Origin of the sequence: Haladaptatus sp. QDMS2, from assembly GCF_029338295.1 — an archaeon.
In the GTDB taxonomy this organism is placed as follows: domain Archaea; phylum Halobacteriota; class Halobacteria; order Halobacteriales; family Halococcaceae; genus QDMS2.
The window spans coordinates 1888508-1906802 of record NZ_CP119791.1; the positions used below are offsets into that span (position 1 = coordinate 1888508).

The 18295-nt window shown below is 64.6% G+C and carries 19 protein-coding genes; 11 read left to right on the forward strand and 8 right to left on the reverse strand.

Annotation, left to right across the window (positions count from 1 at the left end; genetic code table 11):
* Window positions 1-27 precede the first annotated feature (27 nt).
* Complete coding sequence (locus P1M51_RS10310; RefSeq protein WP_276248119.1) at window positions 28-495, reverse strand: PUA domain-containing protein; 468 nt, start codon at window positions 493-495, stop codon at window positions 28-30.
* A 151-nt stretch (window positions 496-646) separates the two neighbouring features.
* Here P1M51_RS10310 and P1M51_RS10315 point away from each other — a divergent pair, with 151 nt between their 5' ends.
* The gene (locus P1M51_RS10315; RefSeq protein WP_276274438.1) at window positions 647-829 is read left to right on the forward strand and encodes a hypothetical protein; all 183 of its coding nucleotides are present in this window, start codon (window positions 647-649) and stop codon (window positions 827-829) included.
* Here P1M51_RS10315 and P1M51_RS10320 read toward each other — a convergent pair.
* Window positions 826-1323 carry an NYN domain-containing protein gene (locus P1M51_RS10320; protein WP_276248121.1) on the reverse strand — a complete coding sequence of 166 codons (498 nt, stop codon included), beginning with the start codon at window positions 1321-1323 and terminating at the stop codon, window positions 826-828. The two genes, P1M51_RS10315 and P1M51_RS10320, sit on opposite strands and share 4 nt — an antisense overlap.
* Before the next feature lie 342 nt (window positions 1324-1665).
* Between P1M51_RS10320 and dapA the strand changes: the two genes are divergently transcribed.
* The 6 genes from dapA to P1M51_RS10350 are packed head-to-tail and all read left to right on the forward strand — an operon-like array spanning window position 1666 to window position 7347.
* Window positions 1666-2571 (forward strand): 4-hydroxy-tetrahydrodipicolinate synthase, encoded by a 906-nt coding sequence (gene dapA, locus P1M51_RS10325; protein ID WP_276248122.1) that lies wholly within the window; start codon window positions 1666-1668, stop codon window positions 2569-2571.
* Complete coding sequence (dapB, locus tag P1M51_RS10330; RefSeq protein WP_276248123.1) at window positions 2568-3332, forward strand: 4-hydroxy-tetrahydrodipicolinate reductase; 765 nt, start codon at window positions 2568-2570, stop codon at window positions 3330-3332. The genes dapA and dapB overlap by 4 nt, the downstream gene beginning before the upstream one ends.
* Entirely contained in the window at window positions 3329-4159 is an 831-nt protein-coding gene (locus tag P1M51_RS10335; RefSeq protein WP_276248124.1) for a 2,3,4,5-tetrahydropyridine-2,6-dicarboxylate N-succinyltransferase, read from the forward strand. Before dapB ends, P1M51_RS10335 begins: the two co-directional genes overlap by 4 nt.
* Window positions 4156-5397 carry a diaminopimelate decarboxylase gene (lysA, locus tag P1M51_RS10340; RefSeq protein WP_276248125.1) on the forward strand — a complete coding sequence of 414 codons (1242 nt, stop codon included), beginning with the start codon at window positions 4156-4158 and terminating at the stop codon, window positions 5395-5397. Before P1M51_RS10335 ends, lysA begins: the two co-directional genes overlap by 4 nt.
* A complete protein-coding gene (gene dapF, locus P1M51_RS10345) occupies window positions 5394-6260 on the forward strand; it encodes a diaminopimelate epimerase (protein WP_276248126.1) in 867 nt (288 codons plus the stop codon). Before lysA ends, dapF begins: the two co-directional genes overlap by 4 nt.
* A 1-nt stretch (window position 6261) precedes the next feature.
* A complete protein-coding gene (locus P1M51_RS10350; RefSeq protein ID WP_276248127.1) occupies window positions 6262-7347 on the forward strand; it encodes a M20 family metallopeptidase in 1086 nt (361 codons plus the stop codon).
* Here the strand turns inward: P1M51_RS10350 and P1M51_RS10355 are convergent.
* Together P1M51_RS10355 and purB are read right to left on the reverse strand one after the other, a co-directional pair.
* Window positions 7344-8033 carry a TVP38/TMEM64 family protein gene (locus P1M51_RS10355; RefSeq protein ID WP_276248128.1) on the reverse strand — a complete coding sequence of 230 codons (690 nt, stop codon included), beginning with the start codon at window positions 8031-8033 and terminating at the stop codon, window positions 7344-7346. The genes P1M51_RS10350 and P1M51_RS10355 overlap by 4 nt on opposite strands.
* A gap of 34 nt (window positions 8034-8067) precedes the next feature.
* Window positions 8068-9465 (reverse strand): adenylosuccinate lyase, encoded by a 1398-nt coding sequence (purB, locus tag P1M51_RS10360; protein WP_276248129.1) that lies wholly within the window; start codon window positions 9463-9465, stop codon window positions 8068-8070.
* 168 nt (window positions 9466-9633) lie between these two features.
* Here purB and purH point away from each other — a divergent pair, with 168 nt between their 5' ends.
* Window positions 9634-11211 (forward strand): bifunctional phosphoribosylaminoimidazolecarboxamide formyltransferase/IMP cyclohydrolase, encoded by a 1578-nt coding sequence (purH, locus tag P1M51_RS10365; protein ID WP_276248130.1) that lies wholly within the window; start codon window positions 9634-9636, stop codon window positions 11209-11211.
* A gap of 68 nt (window positions 11212-11279) precedes the next feature.
* Here the strand turns inward: purH and P1M51_RS10370 are convergent, their stop codons facing one another.
* From P1M51_RS10370 to P1M51_RS10385, 4 genes are all read right to left on the reverse strand, one after another.
* Entirely contained in the window at window positions 11280-11714 is a 435-nt protein-coding gene (locus tag P1M51_RS10370) for an ester cyclase (RefSeq protein WP_276248131.1), read from the reverse strand.
* Between the two features lie 186 nt (window positions 11715-11900).
* Window positions 11901-13100, reverse strand: coding sequence for an acyl-CoA dehydrogenase family protein (locus P1M51_RS10375; RefSeq protein ID WP_276248132.1), 1200 nt, complete (start codon window positions 13098-13100; stop codon window positions 11901-11903).
* Window positions 13097-13657, reverse strand: coding sequence for an SCP2 sterol-binding domain-containing protein (locus P1M51_RS10380; RefSeq protein ID WP_276248133.1), 561 nt, complete (start codon window positions 13655-13657; stop codon window positions 13097-13099). Before P1M51_RS10380 ends, P1M51_RS10375 begins: the two co-directional genes overlap by 4 nt.
* A gap of 6 nt (window positions 13658-13663) precedes the next feature.
* Window positions 13664-14194, reverse strand: coding sequence for an SCP2 sterol-binding domain-containing protein (locus tag P1M51_RS10385; protein ID WP_276248134.1), 531 nt, complete (start codon window positions 14192-14194; stop codon window positions 13664-13666).
* 124 nt (window positions 14195-14318) lie between these two features.
* On the opposite strand from P1M51_RS10385, the gene P1M51_RS10390 reads away from it, so the two are divergent.
* From P1M51_RS10390 to P1M51_RS10400, 3 genes are all read left to right on the forward strand, one after another.
* A complete protein-coding gene (locus tag P1M51_RS10390) occupies window positions 14319-14972 on the forward strand; it encodes a helix-turn-helix domain-containing protein (protein WP_276248135.1) in 654 nt (217 codons plus the stop codon).
* A gap of 57 nt (window positions 14973-15029) precedes the next feature.
* Window positions 15030-17462: a dihydropteroate synthase gene (gene folP / locus P1M51_RS10395; protein ID WP_276274439.1), complete on the forward strand. Its 2433-nt coding sequence runs from the start codon at window positions 15030-15032 to the stop codon at window positions 17460-17462.
* Window positions 17463-17539: 77 nt separating this feature from the next.
* Complete coding sequence (locus tag P1M51_RS10400) at window positions 17540-18214, forward strand: helix-turn-helix domain-containing protein (RefSeq protein WP_276248137.1); 675 nt, start codon at window positions 17540-17542, stop codon at window positions 18212-18214.
* Window positions 18215-18295: the final 81 nt, after the last annotated feature.

The following is an 18295-nucleotide window of genomic DNA, read 5'->3' on the forward strand; positions in this document are numbered from 1 at the left end:
CAAAAGACTAGCGACCGACGACCAGCGTCAGGAGTCTTGCGCACCGTCTCTGACTTTGACCGCCATGCCCGTCTCGAAGTCGAGCATGGCCGAGGCGGACAGTTCCGCCCGTCCCACGGCGAGAATGTACCCCTCCTCGTGGACGACGACGACTTCGTCACCCGGGCGGACGTCGGGGTCCACGTCGCTCACGAACTTCGCGAACACGTTCTTGCCGTCGCGGACGAACGGTTCGCTCTCGTCGCCGACGACGACCCGCGCCTGCGGGGAGGCAAGCGAGTCGAGCAGGCGTCGTCCGCCCTCGACGCCGAGGGTGAACCGGCCGTCCAGCCCGAAGGACACGATGCGTGCCCGCCCGTCTCGAATCTGCTGCGGTCGCCCGTTGCTGGAGCGCTCGATAGAGATGTCACCAGCGAAGAGGGCGTCGCCGGCGCCCGCCCCGAACTGATAGTCTGCGATGGTACGGAGGTCCGTACGCTCGTCTGTCTCGCTCATTGGCCGCTCTTTGGGACTGGCTGGTAAAACGCCTTCCACCCGAAAATGTGTGATTTGCAACCACACATCAATCATGAAAGATAGTGTTCAATGCCACGCCGTACCGCGATTTTCCAGAACGCTCATATGCGAGAACTTCCAAGGACCGGGCATGAGCAACCAAACATCGAAAGTAACCCTCGGCATGCTGGTCCTCGCGATTAGCTCGGTCGTGCTGCTCGGCGTGAGCTTCCTCGGTTCGCCAGTTCCAGTCGCCCTCGCCGCCCTCGCCGCGCTCGGCATGGCAGCTGGGTCGCTGCTCGTCGGGACCTCCGAAAGCGGCCGTCCCGTCTAGAGCAAGAACTCGTCCGGTTTTTCGCTGAAGTCCGTAAAGGAATCCGCCGCTTCGATGAGGGACTCCGACGTCGATTCCTCGAACGCCATCACTTCGACGCGACAGCCCTGATGGCGGACGTGCGAACACAGGCGGCTGAAGTCGCCGTCGCCGGTACACAGCACGAGCGTGTCGTGGTGTGGGGCGAGCGTGACGGCGTCGAGACTCATCCCGACGTCCCAGTCTGCCTTCTTCGACCCGTCTGCGAACGTCTGAATGTCTTTTATCTTCGTCTCAAAGCCGATGTCGTTCAGCGCCTCGAAGAAACTCTCCTCGTCGGGTGAGTCTGCGCGAATGACGTACGCGATGGCTCTGGTGAGCGTGCGGCCGTCGACCGCTTCGTTCAGCAGCGCCGTGTAGTCGATGTTCCGCGAGTAGAGGCTCTGTGCGGAGTGATAGAGATTCTGCGCGTCTACGAGAAGGGCGACGCGCTGGCCCGAGTGATGGATACCCATATTTTGCAATCAGACGCCCGCAAGAAAGGTGTTTACCCTTCTGCCCGTGGCCACATCGAAGCGTGGTGTGTCCACACGACCCATGAGACGGCCGCCGAGCCTCGGCAGGCTTCGCAACTGGCGCAATGCCTAAGTACTGGCGACGCTGTGAATTTCGTATGCGACGCGCTACATCAACGACCATCGCAACACGGAACAGCGATGGGTGTGGCGTGCGACGTTTTTGGGGCGCTAAACGCAAACGTGCGTAAGCACACTCTGTTCACGGCGGACGTGGCACCTCCGTTGTGAGCTATTCTCCGATGGCAGAGCGCACGTAGACTACCTAGACCCCAACCACCAATGACAGACCAGACATTCAGTGGCGTGTTCCCCGCGATGGTCACGCCGTTCACCGACGACCTTAGTATCGACTTCGACCAGCTAGCCGCAGACGCCCGACGCCTCGAGGAAGCCGGCGTCGACGGCCTCGTTCCCGTCGGCACGACCGGCGAGAGCGCGACGCTGACCCACGACGAGCACATCGAGGTCATCGAGTGCGTCGTCGACGCCGTCTCCGACGTGCCGGTCATCGCCGGTTCCGGGTCGAACTCGACCCGAGAGGCAGTGTCGCTCTCCCAACGCGCCGCAGACGCCGGCGCGGACGCACTGCTCCTCATCTCGCCGTACTACAACAAGCCCGAACCGGCGGGCATGGAAGAGCACTTCCGCACCGTCGCAGACGAGGTCGACCTGCCACAGATTATCTACAACGTGCCGAGTCGCACGGGCCGGAACATCGCCGTCCAGACCGCGGTCAACCTCGCCAGCCACCCGAACATCGCGGGTTACAAGGCCGCGAGTGGCGACCTGAACCGCGTCGGCGAGGTCCTAGAGAAGACCCACGACGAGGAGTTCGCCGTCCTCTCCGGCGACGACGGCCTCACGCTCCCGATGATTTCGATCGGCGCGACGGGCACCATCAGCGTCGCCGCGAACGTCGAACCCGAGCGCACCTGCGCGATGGTCGGCGCGGCACTCGACGGCGATTACGAGATGGCCCGCGACCTGCACTACGAACTCGGCCCGCTGTTCCGGGCACTGTTCATCGAAACGAACCCCATCCCAATCAACGAGGCGCTCGCCATCCGCGGCCACGGCACGGGTGCGATGCGTCCGCCGCTGTCTCGAATGGGCGAAAAGAACCTGGACGCGCTGCGTGAAGCCCTCGCAGACCTGCAAGACGCGGAGGCCCCGCTCGCCCGATGACGCGGGTTGCGGTCACCGGCGCGACGGGCCGGATGGGACAAGAGGTCATCACGCTGGCGAGAGACCGCGACGACGTGGACCTCGCCTTCGCCGTCAGCCGCGACCCCGAAGACGTGGCGACGGACGTGACCCTCGAATCGGACGGCGACCTGCCCGCACTGCTCGCCGAGCACCAGCCCGACGTGCTCGTGGACTTCACCGTCCCCGAGGCGTCGGTCGAGTACGTCCGCGCCTGCGCCAAGGCGGGCGTCGCCGTCGTCGTCGGGACGACCGGCTTCGCAGACGAACAGAACGCGGCCCTCGACGCGGCGAGCGAGACGATTCCGCTCCTCGAATCGTCGAACTTCGCTCGCGGCATTCAGGCGCTACTCAACGTCGTCGAGGAAGCCGTCGCCGCGCTGCCCGACTACGACATCGAGCTGGTCGAAACCCACCACAACGGCAAGCGCGACGCCCCGAGCGGGACGGCGAACATGATTTTAGACCGCATCGACGAACAGCGCTCTCTCGAACGGGTCTACGGCCGGGAGGGAGACGCCCCCCGCGCCGCGGACGAAGTCGGCGTCCTCGTGCGACGAGCAGGCAACATTCGCGGGGAACACGAGGTACTCCTTGCTGGGAACGATGAGGTAGTCACACTCACCCACCGTGCCGAGAGTCGCGGGGTGTTCGCCGCCGGGGCGCTGGACGCCGCCGTATGGGTGGCGACCCGCGACGCCGGCCGGTACGACTTCGCGAACGTAATCGACGATTCCCAATGAGCCTACAATCGACAATCGAAGCCCTGTGGCAACGAAAGCAAGACGGACTGACGGCCGCCGACGTCGGCGCGGACGAACTCGACGTGTTAGACGCCTTCCTGGCCGCGCTCGAAGCCGGCGACATCCGCGCCGCGGAGAAGCGCGACGGAACCTGGGAGGCCAACGAATGGGTGAAGCAGGGCATCCTCCTGAACTTCGGCCTGCGAAACACCGAACCCCGAACCTACGGCGGCGTGACCTACCACGACGTGCTCCCGCTTCGCGAGACGAGCGACCTCGCAGAGAAGGGCACGCGAAACACCCCGAACGGGACGGTCATTCGGCGGGGAGCCTACATCGGGTCGAACGCCATCCTCATGAGTCCGGCCTACGTCAACATCGGCGCGCACGTCGGCGACGGCACGCTCGTCGATTCCTGTGACACGGTCGGCTCCTGCGCCCAGATTGGCAACGACGTGAAACTCGGCGCGAACACGCTCATCGGCGGCGTCTTAGAACCGGTCGAGAGCGCGCCGGTCATCGTCGAAGACGGCGTCTCGCTCGGCGCTGGCTGCCGGGTCACCTCCGGATTCGTCGTCGGTGAAAACTCCGTCGTCGGCGAGAACACGCTGCTCACGCCGCGCATTCCGGTTTACGACCTCGTCGAAGAGGAAGTCCTCTACGGCGAACTGCCATCGAACCGTCGGGCGTTCACGCGCTTCGTCGAATCCTCGATTGGCGACCACGAGCTGTTTTCCGGCGGGGCGTACAAGCCCGCCGTCGTCGCCACGGACATCGAGGCGACCACGCTCGAAGCCACCGCACGAGAGGAGGCACTGCGCGAATGAACGACGAAAGCGGCGGCCCCGACGTACGCCGACTGCACGAGTGGGACGCCGGCCTGCTCGCCGACCTCGCAGCGGAGTACGGGTCGCCGCTTTACGTCTACGACGTAGACCGCGTCCGCGAGAACGCCTGGCGGATTCGCGGGGCGTTTCCTGACGCGGAGGTAAGCTACGCGACCAAGGCCAACACCTCGCGACCTGTCCTGCGCGCCCTGCGCGAGGAGGACGTCGGTGCGGAGTGCGCCTCGGCCGGCGAAGTCGAGCGCTCGCTCGCCGCCGGTTTCACGGGAAACGAGGTGCGCTACACGGCGGTCAACCCGCCGAGTGAGGACCTAGACCACGTCTGTGCCCGCGCCGAAGAACACCCGCTGACCATCACTATTGGCGCGGCCGACACGCTCGACCGCCTCGCAGACCGCGGGTTCTACGGCAAGCTCGCGGTGCGCGTAAACCCCGGCGTCGGCGCGGGCCACCACGCGAAGGTTACGACGGGCACTGATCCGAAGTTCGGCGTCCCGTACGACGACGTTCCCGAACTGCTCGCCGAGGCCGCAGACCGCGGGTTCGACGTGGTCGGCATCCACGCCCACGCGGGCAGCGGTATCTCGGGCGACGACCTCTCTTCGCACCGCGAACTCGTGAGTCGGATGGGCGCGCTCGCCCGCGAGTCGCCCGTCGCGCTCGACTTCGTGAACGTGGGCGGCGGCTTTGGCGTCCCGTACCGCGAGGACGAACCACCCCTCGACATCGACGCGGTGGCCGACGCGACTCGCGAGGCGCTCGGCGAGGTGGACGCCCAACTCGCCATCGAACCGGGCCGCTACTTCGTCGCCGACGCGGGCGTTCTGCTCACCAACGTAAACACGGTAAAGCAGACGCCTGAGACGCTCGTGGTCGGCGTGGATGCCGGGATGACGACGCTCGTCCGCCCGGCGATGTACGATTCCTACCACGCGATTCGCAACCTCGCGCCCGACGCAGGAGAACGCGAATCGGTAGAAACGCTCGTCGCCGGCCCCATCTGCGAGACGAGCGATATCTTCGCCACCGACCGGGTTCTGCCAGCGCCCGCCCGGGGCGACTTGCTCTGTATCGGCAACGCTGGCGCATACGGCTACGAAATGGCCAGTCAGTACAACTCACGACCGCGACCCGCGGTGGTCGCACTTGACGACGGCGAGGCAAGCCTCGCGATTCGACGCGAAACCCTCGCCGACGTCACCACCTTAGAAGAACCATGATTCGATTCGACAAGTACCACGGAACCGGAAACGACTTCGTACTAGTAGATGCAGCAGAGGCAGTCCCTGACCGCCGGGCGCTCGCGACGGAACTCTGTCATCGCGAGACGGGTGTCTCCCACCCGTCGAGTGACCGCGTGGGCGCAGACGGCGTGCTCTTTCTCGCGCTCGAAGACCGCTACTCGCCGCCGCGCGTCGTCATGACGCTCGTCCAGCCGGATGGCTCGACCGCCTCGATGTGCGGCAACGGGGCGCGCTGTGCTGCGGCGTGGGCCGCAGAACGCACCGGTGCGTCCGAGATTATGATCGACACGCAGGCGGGCACCCGCCACGCTCGCATCGAAGACGACGGCGTGACCATCGAGATGGGAACGCCCCTCTTCGAACCGGCCGCCGTCCCGGTTCTCGCTGACGAACCGGTCGTCGAGCAGGACTTCGAAGGCTACGCCGTCACGGCCGTGAACACGGGCGTTCCCCACGCCGTCATCTTCGTAGACGACGTGGCCGACGTGGACCTCGACGCGGTGGCCCCGGCCATCCGCCACGCTGAGATTTTCCCGGAGGGGGCGAACGTGAACGTCGCCAGCCAGCGCGACGACGGCGGTTTCGACCAGCGCACCTTCGAGCGCGGCGTCGAGGGCGAGACGCGCTCCTGTGGCACGGGTGCGGTGGCCATCGCGGCCGCCGCCCGCGAACTCGGCCTCGTCTCCGGTGGCTCTGCGGTCTCCGTCTCGCCGCCGGGCGGCGACCTCGAAGTCACGCTCACCGACGGCCCGGCGTTCCTCCATGGGCCGGTCGAACTCGATTTTCGGAGTGAGGTCCCCGTCAGCAAGCCCCGACGACTCGACCCGACGGAGGCCTGAGGTGGATTTCGACCCCGTCGCTTTTCTCGAAGACGCCGTCAAGACGCCCTCCCACGAGGATATCGCCGAGATGCGCCAGTTGCTCGTCTCTACTATCGAAGCCCAGGGCTTCGCGGCACACGTAGACGACGCTGGCAACACAATTTCCACACGCGAGACCGACGAACCCGGCCCCCACGTCGTCCTCAATACCCACATCGACACCGTCGCCCCGCACGTCGAATTTTCCCGCGACGGCGACATTATCCGCGGCCGCGGTTCCTGCGACGCGAAAGGGCCACTGACCGCCCTGCTCGTCGCGTTTTTCGATACCGACCTCCAACGCGGCAAACTCACGCTCGCGATTACCCCTGACGAGGAAGTCAAATCGACCGGCGCGGCCGCCCTCGATTTGGACGGCGACGCCTACATCGTCGGCGAACCGACCGGCCTCGACGTGTGTAACGCGGCGAAAGGCCGCTTCGAGGGAACTATCACCGTCCGCGGGGAGAACGCCCACGCCGCGGAACCACAATCCGGCGTAAACGCGATTACCGGCGCAGGCCACGTCCTCCGGGCGCTCGAAACCTTCCTCGACCGCGACGACGCCCCACCGGTCCACGAGGAACTCGGCGCGGCGACGCTCGAACCGACGATGATTCGTGGCGGGACGGCGACCAACCAGATTCCCGCAGAATGCGAAATCGTCGTCGACCGCCGGAGCGTTCCCCCCGAGACGAGCGACTCCTTCGAGCACCTGCTCGAAACCCACCTTCGCGAGAACGTCCCCGACGTCGAGTTCGACGTGACCTACGACTTCGAGTTCACCGACCGGCCCACACCCTTCCTCGAAGCGTGGGAAACGGACCCTGAGGGGAAACTCGCCCAGACGCTTGCCGCCGCCTCCGGCGGGGCAATTCGTCCGTTCTCGGCCGCCACGGAAGCTTCATACTTCGCCCACGACGCCCCCACCGTCGTGTTCGGCCCGGGCCTACTCGCCGACGGCAATGAACCGGTCGCCCACTCGCCCAACGAGTACGTCCTCGTGTCAGCGGTCGAAGCCGCTGCCGAAGCCGTGACGGAGACAGTCGCCGCATTCCTCTCCTAACTGCCGTCGCCTACAACCCAGTCCGCGAGTGTCTCACGGTTCGTGTATCCTAAAATCGACAGCACGAGCACTAGCAGCCCCAGAACCGCCGCCATTGCGAGATTTCGGCTGGCGAGTTCTGCGCCGACGAGGTTCGTGAGCAGGAGCGACGGGGCGCGACCAACCACCGCGATGACGACGATGCGCGAAAGCGAGAGGCGCGTGAGTCCGGCGACGAAGCAGATGGCGTCGTCGGGTAAGCCGGGAACCAGAAAGGCGAGAAACAGACCAATTTCCCCGCGCCGGTCGGTCACGCCGTCGAACCGGGAGAGGGTATCGGGGTGGACGACGCGCTCGACGTAGGGGCGGCCGAATCGGCGAGCGGCGGCGGCCGCGATGAAACTCCCCAGTCCCGCGCCAACGACGCTGTAAAACGTCCCGAGGTATGCACCGAAGAGGTAGCCGCTCACCACGCCCATCGCCTGGCCCGGGATGGGCGCGAAGACCACCTGGAGCACCTGCACCGCGATGAACGCGAGTGGCGCGAGCGGGCCGTAGGCGGCGATGGTCTCGCGGGCGAACTCGGGGTTCACGAACAGCGGGAGCATCCGCCTGCTGAGCAGGGCGAGCGCGACGAAAAAGAGAAAGAGCGCGGCTACCCGAAGCAGGAATCCGCGCCGCCCTTCAGCAGAGACGAAAAGTTGCACTCATCCACATTACGACGGGCGAACGGATAATATGCTACTCCAGTTCATCCACGAGGTCGGCGGCGAGACCGGTGTAGCCCGCGGGCGTCAGGGCGTGGAGTTCTGCGCGCACGTCATCGTCTACGTCGAGGTCATCGAACAGGTCGCGGAAGTCGGCGAGCGTGACGCGCTTGCCCCGCGAGAGTGCCTTCACGCGCTCGTAGGCGTCCTCGTGACCCTCTCGGCGCAGGATAGTCTGGACGGCCTCGCCGATGATTTCGGGCGTTGCCTCCAGTTCCTCGCGCATGACCGCCTCGTTCGGGACGACCTTCGAGAGCCCCTTCTGGACTTTGGTGTAGGCGATGAGGCAGTAGGCGAACGCCGCGCCGATGTTGCGCTTGACCGTCGAATCCGAGAGGTCGCGCTGGAGGCGCGAAGTAGTGATGTAGTCGCCGAGGAAGACGAGGTCCGAGTTCGCCTTCGAGAGGTTGCCCTCGCTGTTCTCGAAGTCGATGGGGTTCACCTTGTGGGGCATCGTCGAACTGCCCGTCTCGCCTTCGACCGTCTCCTGGCCGAGGTAGCGGTCGGAGACGTAGAGCCACATGTCGCGGTCTAAGTCGATGAGGACCGTGTTCGCGGTGCGGATGGTCGCGAAGAGTGCGGCGAGGTCGTCACACGGGTTCACCTGCGTGGCCAGTGGCGTGTATTCGAGGCCGAGCGAGGTGACGAACTCGCGGGAGAACGCCCGCCAGTCTACGTCCGGGTAGGCGGCGTGGTGGGCGGCGTAGGTGCCGCTCGCGCCGGCGAGTTTCCCCGAGATTTCGTCGGTCGCGCGTTCGATTGTCGCGACGGTGCGCCCGAGGCGGGCGGCGTAGACAGCCATCTCCTTGCCGAAGGTCGTCGGCGTCGCTGGCTGGCCGTGGGTCCGGGCGAGCATCGGCAAGTCGCGAAACTCCCGGGCCATCTCGATGAGCGCGTCGCGCGTGGCGTAGAGTTCGGGGAGGAGAACCTCTTCGACGGCCGGTTTCACGAGCAGGCGATGGGCGAGATTGTTCACGTCCTCGCTGGTGAGGCCGAAGTGGACCCACGGGCCGGCATCCGAGAGCGACGCGGGAAGGCCTTCGCGGATGAAGTACTCCACTGCCTTCACGTCGTGGTTGGTCGCGGTGTAGTCCTTGTAGCCGGTCGTTTCGAGCTGTTTGACGATGTCCGCGTCCGCGGCGTCGAACTCCTCGTAGAGTTCGCGGAGGAGGTCGCGGGCTGCGGCTCCGATTTCGAGGGGTGTCGCGTCGAGGTCGGCGAGCGCGATGAGGTACTCGACTTCCACCTGCACGCGGGCTCGCATCAGCGCGGCTTCACTCGCGTAGGGCGCGAGCGCCTCCGTGTAGCGGCCGTAGCGCCCGTCGAGCGGCGAGACGGCGAACAGCGGGCCGTCGCCAACAAAGGTTGACATACCTTCGACTGCCGCCCGGCGTAGCAAAAGCGTGTCGGTCGGAGGACACAGAGATGTGCATAGAACGCAGGCATAGGCCGCACTTTTGCCCGGTAAATATACACGAACTCGCACAGAATCGCTCCTGCAATCGCAATTACTTTACTCCCGGCGGACCCGCACTCGCACATGACACGAATCGCCGGTCTGGCGAGTAACCGCGGACGGAATCTCATGCACGTTGCAGACCTCGCGCCGGGTGGCGCAGAGGTCGCCGTCGTCCTCACGAACACGGAAGGCGCACCTGTACTGGACGCCGCCGCAGAGCGCGGCATCGCCACCGAAGTCGTCGAACGCGAGGAGGGCGAATCTCGCGAGTCCCACGAGGAACGCATCGTCTCACGTCTCGCGGAATACGACTTCGACCTCGTCTGCCTCGACGGCTACATGCGCGTGCTGACCGGCGAATTCCTCGACAACGTCCCGACGACGCTCAACGTCCACCCGTCGCTCCTGCCGACGTTCAAGGGCATGGACGCGTGGGGCGACGCCCTCTCCGCAGGCGTGAAAGTCACCGGTTGCACCGTCCACGTCGTGAACGAGGACGTGGACGCCGGCCCAATCGTCACCCAGGAGCCAATCCCAATCTACGAGGGGGACACAGAAGAGACGCTCAAAGAGCGCGTCCTCTACGAAGGCGAGTTCAAGGCGTACCCACGTGCTGTCAAGTGGTTCGCAGAGGACAGAGTCACCGTCACCGCAGACGGTGTCGAAATCGAAGGTGACGACGCCGGCGAGTTCCCGGCCCGCCGCGTCGACACGACAGACCACCTCACCGGCCTGCGCTACGGCGAGAACCCCCACCAGGCCGCGGCCGTCTACGCCGACAACACCTGCGAGGAGGCGAGCGTCGTCCATGCAGCCCAGCTCAACGAGGGCGCGAAGGCGCTCTCCTACAACAACTACAACGACGCGGACGCCGCGCTCAATCTCATCAAAGAGTTCGACGAACCCGCCGCCGCCGTCATCAAGCACACGAACCCCGCCGGCTGTGCGACCGCCGACACCCTCGCGGAAGCCTACGAAAACGCCCTTTCGACGGACCCGATGAGCGCATTCGGCGGCATCGTCTCGCTCAACCGCGAGTGTGACGCGAAAACCGCCGAGCTCATCGTCGATTCGTTCAAGGAAGTCGTCGTCGCGCCGGGCTACACCGACGCTGCACTCGACGTGCTCACCGAGAAGAAGAACCTGCGTGTCCTCGACGTGGGACCACTCGGCGACATCACTTCGACGCTCGTTGAGAAACCAATCGTCGGCGGTCGCCTGATTCAGGAGCGCGACCAGCAGAAACTCACCGTCGAGGATCTCGAAATCGCGACGGAGAAGGAACCAACCGACGAGGAACTGGAGACCATGCTGTTCGCGTGGCAGACGCTCAAGCACGTCAAATCCAACGGGATTCTGTTCGCCAAGGGCACGGAAACCGTCGGCATCGGCATGGGACAGGTCAGCCGCGTCGACGCCGTCCGCCTCGCCGCGATGAAGGCCGAGGAGCACGCAGAGGGGAAGGACGCGAAGGGCGCAGTCATGGCTTCAGACGCCTTCTTCCCGTTCCCGGACGGCATCGAAGCCGCTGCCGAGGCCGGCATCACCGCCGTCATCCAGCCCGGCGGCTCGGTCAACGACGAAGACGTGATTGCGGCCGCAGAAGAACACGGCATGACGATGGTGTTCACCGGGAAGCGATCGTTCAAGCACGACTGAGCGGCGGACAGTCGGTCTCCGTGGCGGTCGCTCAAACGGCGGCACTCTCGGTCGAAAAATACTCGTGGTTAGCGAGTGGGTAATTCGGTGAGCCCGAGTTGTTCCATCATGCCGAGCATGTCGGGTTGGACCCACCGCTCTGCGATTTTACCGTCTTCGATGCGGGTGAACACGAGGTTCTGGACCTCGAACGTCTTGCCGGTTGGTTCGTAGCCCATGAACTCGCCGTCGTGGGTGCCCCGTAGCGTCACGCGCATGGCGACGGTGTCGCCCTCTTCCACGATGTCTTCGACAGTCGCGGAGAAGTCGCTGAACGCGTTACGCATGCTTCCAATCTGCTGTTTCGCCTCCTCTCGACCCACGGACTCGCCGAGCGGGCTGTGGTCGCGAATATCTTCGGTGCAGATTTCGTCGATGAGGTCGAGATTGCCTTTCGTCGCGACGTCCTCTGGGATGCGTCGCACAAGTTGTTTGTATTCCGAGCTTCTGGTTGTTGCTGCCATTTTCCCCACCTGGGTAACCGTCCACGAGTCACTCACACGGCGTGAGCACCGTGTAGACGAGTGCTTGAAGATACGTCACGTTGCGCATTAACCGTTGTTCAAAATCCAACCGCTGGACGAATTTCAGTGAGGCTGTCGTGTCGGTCACCGGAAGTGACAAAAAGGGAATGGCGACAGACGACCGCCTCAGTACGCCGGCATGTCCGTCATCTCGTAGCCCACAATCAGCTTCTGAATTTCGGTCGTCCCATCTGGCACGGTCATCGTCCGGGCGTCGCGGTAGTAACGTTCGAGCGGGTAGTCGGTCGAGAGGCCGTTCGCGCCGTGGACCTGCATCGCGTCGTAGGTGGCATCGACGCACTGCTCGCAAGCGTAGCCCTTCGCCAGCGAGGAATACAGGCGCGATTCAGGGTCGGCGTCGTCGAGGAGTTCGACGGCGTGGTAGGCCATGTGCCGCGACGATTCGACGGCGCACTTGATGTCGTAGAGTTGCTCCTGGACAAGTTGGTGCTGACCGATTGGCTTGTCGAACGTCTCCCGGTCGGTGGCGTAGGCGAGCGCGTCGTCCAGGGCGGCCTGTCCGATGCCGACGGCCATGAACGCCATGCCGACGCGCATGAACGAGAAGATAGCGTTCAGCGGTTTCTCGTTCAGGAACAGTTCGACCATGCTGTCGGCGAAAGGCAGTTCGTAGAGGTCCTTGCCTTGCTGAAGCATTCGCGTAATCGAGGTCGAGAGTTTGTTCTCCGCCGGAATGCGCACGTCGTCGAGGAAGATTTGGCCGGTCGGCGAGGCTTTCCATCCGAGCTTATCCAGTTTCCGCGTCTCGAACGGCGAGGTCTCTTGGTCGACGATGAACATGTCCTGCATATCGGCTTCCTCGTCGTGGGCGACGACGAGCGCCACGTCCGCGATTGGCGCGTTCGAAACCCACGTCTTCTCGCCAGAAAGGACGTACTCGTCGCCTTCTTTTCGGGCAGTGGTGTTCGGGCGGGCGGTGTCGCTGCCTGACCCGGGTTCGCTCACGGCCATGCAGCCGATGAGTTCGCCTTTGTCGAGTTTGTCGCCGACGGCGTTCTGCGTCTGCTCTGATGCCCAGTTCGCCCACAGCGCGGGGAAGGACATATTCAGCGTGACGTTGAGACTCGGCCAGACACGGGCGATTTCCTCCGAGCCGATGGCGTAGTACATCAGGTCGCCAAAGTAGTCCTCGGCGGTGTCGGGGTCGTAGCCGATGCCCAGTTCGCGCAGGTCGCGCATGTACGAGAGCGCCTGCTCCTTGGAGAGTGGCTCCTGGTCCATCTCGTCCACCTCGGGAGCGATTTCTCGTTCGAGGTAGTCCCGGAGCGTCTCTTTGAACAGGCGCTGGTCCTGGGTGAGTTTCATTGCTCGAGCGTCGTGGTGAGTTGGTTCATCACCGGCGCGAGGCGAGTACCCTTGCCGACGTTTCCTTCGAGGGAGTACTGCTGTTGCATGAAGCCCTGAACCGGGTCGATGGCGCCCGTGATGAGTTGGACGTGGACTTCGGCGGGAGCTTCGATAGTGAAATCGACGTCTGAAAGCGTGCCCGCTCCGCCCGTGATGGTTCCCGCGTCCGGGTTCAACTGGAGGTGACCCTCCATCGGACAGTCGGTAGCGACGAAGTTCGCCACGATGTCCTCGCGAATCTGATCCTGGAGGTCCTCGTTCTGCCGGGCGAGTACCTCCGCACCCTTCCAGACGAGGTCCATGTAGCGGTCGGCCACGTCGGGGTGGTCGTTGACGAACGCGGCCACGTCTATCTCCTGCATCTGCATCACGAGGCCGCGATAGAGGTCGGGCCGGGATTCTATGAGTTCCGGGACGGTCCCCTCCAGTTCTGCGAGCACCTGTGGAAGGATGTCGCCGAGTTCAGACTGGTCTGCGGTCAGTGCGCGTTCGATGTCAGATTCTGGAATCGTCATTGGAAGTCAGTTGGTGTAAATTTCGTCTGCGAACTGTGCGTCGACGGAGGCGGCGAGTTCGGTCAGGCGCTGGGCGGCGGCGGAGTACTGCAACGTCTTTTGCATGTCGCCGTCGAGTGCGAACCGCCCGGACATCATCCCGGAGATGATGTCCACCTGCCCGTCGATGAGGTCCTTCCAGTCGTCGATGGTCGCCGTGAGGACGAAGCCGTGGTCCACCGCGTCCGGGCTTTCGACGAGGCGCGCGCCGGTGCAGCGCCCGTCTTCGAGGCCGAGGTAGGCACACCCAACGTGGCCGTCGTCGGGCGTCTCGTGGACGAATTCCTCGAGTTCCTCGCGCAGAAAGTCAGGCATCTCCGCCTCGTTCATCTCGTCTACGGGCATGTCTGTCATCACGAAGATGTAGTCGCCGTTGAAGTCGGTGCCATAGCCGTCTGCGAGTTTCGCGTGCTTTTCGTCGCCGTTGATGACTTCCCGATACCGGTCGAACCAGGGTTGGCTCGGGAAGATGAGTGGGCCGGTGTGGTCAGTTGCCATGTGAGTTCGTGACAATCGACGCGACTAACTCCGAAGTCGATTGGGCGTCGCATACGAGGGACTTTATAAGCCGGCTACCGCCGGCAGAAGCTAAACCGTGGCTGCGCGTCGATTTGAACGACGCATGCGGCAGTTCACCATCCGGCTGACACCGAGCACGCCGGGCTTTCACAGCGTCGACGGAGCCATCGCCGAGTGTCGGGCGGTGACCCGCGAATCGTTCTTGCACCTCAACCTGCTCAACGACGGAACGGGCGTCGCACTCTATCGGTTGCGAGGGGACGCAGACGCGCTGAAGGCGGTACTCGCCGACAGCGAAGCGGTGCTCTCCTTCGACGTGTTCGACGCGACTCGCGAGCAGTTCCACGCGCACGTCCACTTCGAACCGGACGACCCGGCGACGGCACTGCTCACCCTCGCCGACGAGCACAAACTCATCATCGACACGCCACTCGAATTCACCGGCGAGGGGAGCCTCAAACTGACGCTCGCCGGCGCACAGGACCGAATTCGGCGAGCCTTCGCCGGCCTGCCCGAGAGCGTGACCGTCTGGCTCGAACGGACGGGGGAGTACGACCCGGACCGAGAAGCGTTGCGGGCCGCCCTCACCAGTCGCCAGCGAGAAGTTCTGGACGTAGCACTCGACCTCGGCTACTACGAGAACCCGCGAGCCGCGACCCACGCCGATATCGCCGCTGAACTCGACTGCGCCGCCGGGACGGTGGGCGAGCACCTGCGGAAGGCCGAGGGCGCGGTGTTGTCGGAACTCAGGCGGTAAGCGCCGCCGCTTTCGGCCTTCGACAGGCTAAAGCGGACACCTCAAGATTTCATCTGTATGGAGTTCCACGACGCCGCGAACTTTCTTTTCGACCTGCGGCGGTTCACCCCACGGGCCGGGACCGAGGCGACCCGCGACCTGCTCGACCACCTCGGCAGTCCCGACGAGGACGTCGCCTTCGTGCAAGTCGCGGGGTCGAACGGCAAGGGAAGCACCGTCCGGATGGTCGAATCCACGCTCAGAGAGGCCGGACTGAACGTCGGCCTCTACACCTCGCCACACTTAGAAGACGTTCGCGAACGAATCCGCGTCAATGGCCGGATGATTTCGAAGCGGGGCCTCGTCCGATTCGTCGAGGAGGCAAAGTCGTATCTCACCGAGGCGGCGGCGCGCGGCGAGTCACCCACCTTCTTCGAGACGCTCACCGCACTCGCCATCTGGGAGTTTGCCCGACAGGACGTGGACGTGGCCGTCCTCGAAGTTGGCATCGGCGGGAAGTACGACGCGACGAGCGCCGTCGACCCAATCGCCAGCGCGGTTACGAACGTCTCGCTCGAACACACCCAGTACCTCGGTGACACCGTCGAAGAAATCGCCACGGACAAGGCCCACGTCGCGAGCGGCGTGAACCCCCTCGTCACCGCCGCGACGGGGTCGGCTCTCGACGCGGTCCGCGCACAGGCCGGCGACGTGGTGACCGTGGGAACCGACGGCGCGGACGTGACGGTCACCTACGAGGGACGCGACGGCCTCGAAGGCCGCATCTCCCTCGCCGGCCCCGACTGGAACGTCGATGCGCGACTACCCATGGTCGGCGCACACCAGGCGACCAACGCGGGCGTGGCCGCCGTGCTCGCTCGACAGGTCGCAGACGTAGAAGGGAGGACGCTCGCCCGCGGGCTGCGCAAGGCGTTCTGGCCGGGCCGATTCGAAATCATGAGCCAGGAACCGCTCACCGTCCTCGACGGGGCGCACAACCCCGGTGCATGCGAAGTCGTCGCCGACGTGCTCGCGGAGTTCGAGTACGAGAACCTCCACCTCGTCTTCGGCGCGATGAGCGACAAGGACCACCAGGGCATGGTCGATGCGCTGCCGACGCCCGATTCCGTGGTCACCTGCCAGCCCGACATGGACCGCGCCGAGGACAGAGCCGTGCTCGCGAGCATCTTCGAGGAGCGCGGCGTCTCGGACGTCGAACGACGAAGCGCGGTCGAGAGCGCCGTGGAACTCGCGCTCTCGAAAGCTGGCCCCGAAGACTGCGTCCTGATGACCGGGTCGCTGTTCGTCGTTGCTGAGGCGCGCCGGCGCTGGACGCGGGTCGAGATTCCAAAGCGAATCGTTGACTTAGACGCCGCCCGCGACACGCTCGCCGGCGCACACGTCACCGCCCCCGGCGTCTGGCGGATGCGCGAGAAGGGCGTCCACCGCGTGCTCAAGACTCGCGTCCAGAAGCGCCAGGCGCAGTACCTGAAAGAGGAGCTGCTCTCACTCGGCGGCGAGTGTGCCCTCTCGGGGCTGAACGACCAGGACGAGGAGACGTTCGACGTGGTGTTGATGGGGACGCTCGCCCAGTTCAAGCGCCTCGCCGACAAACTGGACGGCCAGCCCTACGGGCTCTCGCACTTCGCAGACGACATCCGCGAGGCGCTCTCGATTCAGACCCAGCCCGAATCACTCGGCTACCCGTGGGAGGACCACCCTGTCGTCATGGGGATTCTGAACGTCACCCCCGACAGCTTCCACGACGGCGGCCGCTACGAGGCCGTCGACGACGCCCTCTCGCGGGCGAAGGAGATGCTCGCGGACGGCGCAGAAATCATCGACGTCGGCGGCGAGAGCACGCGCCCCGGCGCGGAGGAAGTGAGCATCGAAGACGAGATTGCACGGGTCGTTCCCGTCATCGAACAACTTGCCGACCTCGATTGCCTCATCTCCATCGACACGCGCAAAGCCGCCGTGGCGCGGGCAGCACTGGATGCGGGTGCCCATATTATTAACGACGTGACTGGCCTCGGCGACCCGGAGATGCGCTTCGTCGCCGCCGAGTACGACGCGCCCGTGGTCGTCATGCACAGCTTAGATGCGCCCGTCGTCCCAGAACACACCGTCGAGTACGACGACGTGGTCGAGGACGTCATCGAGGAACTCAAAGAGCGCGTCCTGCTCGCGGAGAAGGCGGGTTTGGACCGCCGGAAGATAATCGTCGACCCCGGCCTCGGATTCGGCAAATCGCCCGCCGAAAACTTCGAGATTCTCGGCCGGGCCGGCGAGTTCCACGCCCTCGGCTGTCCCGTCCTCATCGGTCACTCACACAAGTCGATGTTCGGCCTCATCGGCCAAGAAAAGGGCGACCGACTGGCCGCAACCGTCGCGGGGACGACGCTCGCCGTCGAACGCGGTGCCGACATCGTTCGCGTCCACGACGTAAAAGAGAACGTGGCGGCAGTCCGCGCCGCGTTGGCCGCACGCGACCCGGCACGATTCGACTGACGCCTCCAGAACTTCGGATTTTTTATCACAATTATTCGGGCAAAACTTTTCTCCATCTGGAACCCGCCTCAAACGGTATGAGCATCATCGTCGAGTTTCGCGTTCCATCAACCGCGTTTTCGCTCGGGAACGCGTTCGCCGGGCATCCGGAGACGCATGTCGAACTGGAACGAATCGTTCCCCTCGGGGAGACGCCAGTTCCGTACGTCTGGGTTTCAGGGGTGGAACCAGACGCGTTCGAGGATGCGGTCAAAGGGGCGTCAGCGGTCGACGCGCCGATTTTGCTCGACCACATCGGCGATAAACGCCTCTATCGCATCTCGTGGGAGGTCCCGCCCGACGACTTGCTGGAGGGGTTGGTTCGAGCGAGTGGCACGCTCCTCGAAGCGAGCGGCGGCGAAGAGTGGTTCTTCAGGGTTCGGTTCCCCGAACACAACACCGCCACCACGTTTCACTCGTTCTGTGAGGCCCACGAGATTCCGGTCGAGATTGTCCGCGTCGTCTCTCCCACGGCCGGAGACGCGAAGGAGGGTCGATACGACCTCACGAACGAGCAGTGGGAGGCCCTCGTGCTTGCGGTCGAAGAAGGCTATTTCGAGAGTCCGCGCGCGGCGTCGCTCGACGCGCTCAGTGCCGAACTCGGCATCTCCTCGCAGGCGGTCTCAAAGCGCCTGCGACCGGCGGTCCGGAAAGTCGTCCAAGCGGCGGTTGGGTCCTTCGACGACGACGGTGGGGAAGCGGACGCTTCATAAATACGTTTCCCGAGCAACCGAATGAAATAACTCCGCGAGTATGAAAAGTGACGGTACCTGCGTGCACACACGTTGGGGGGT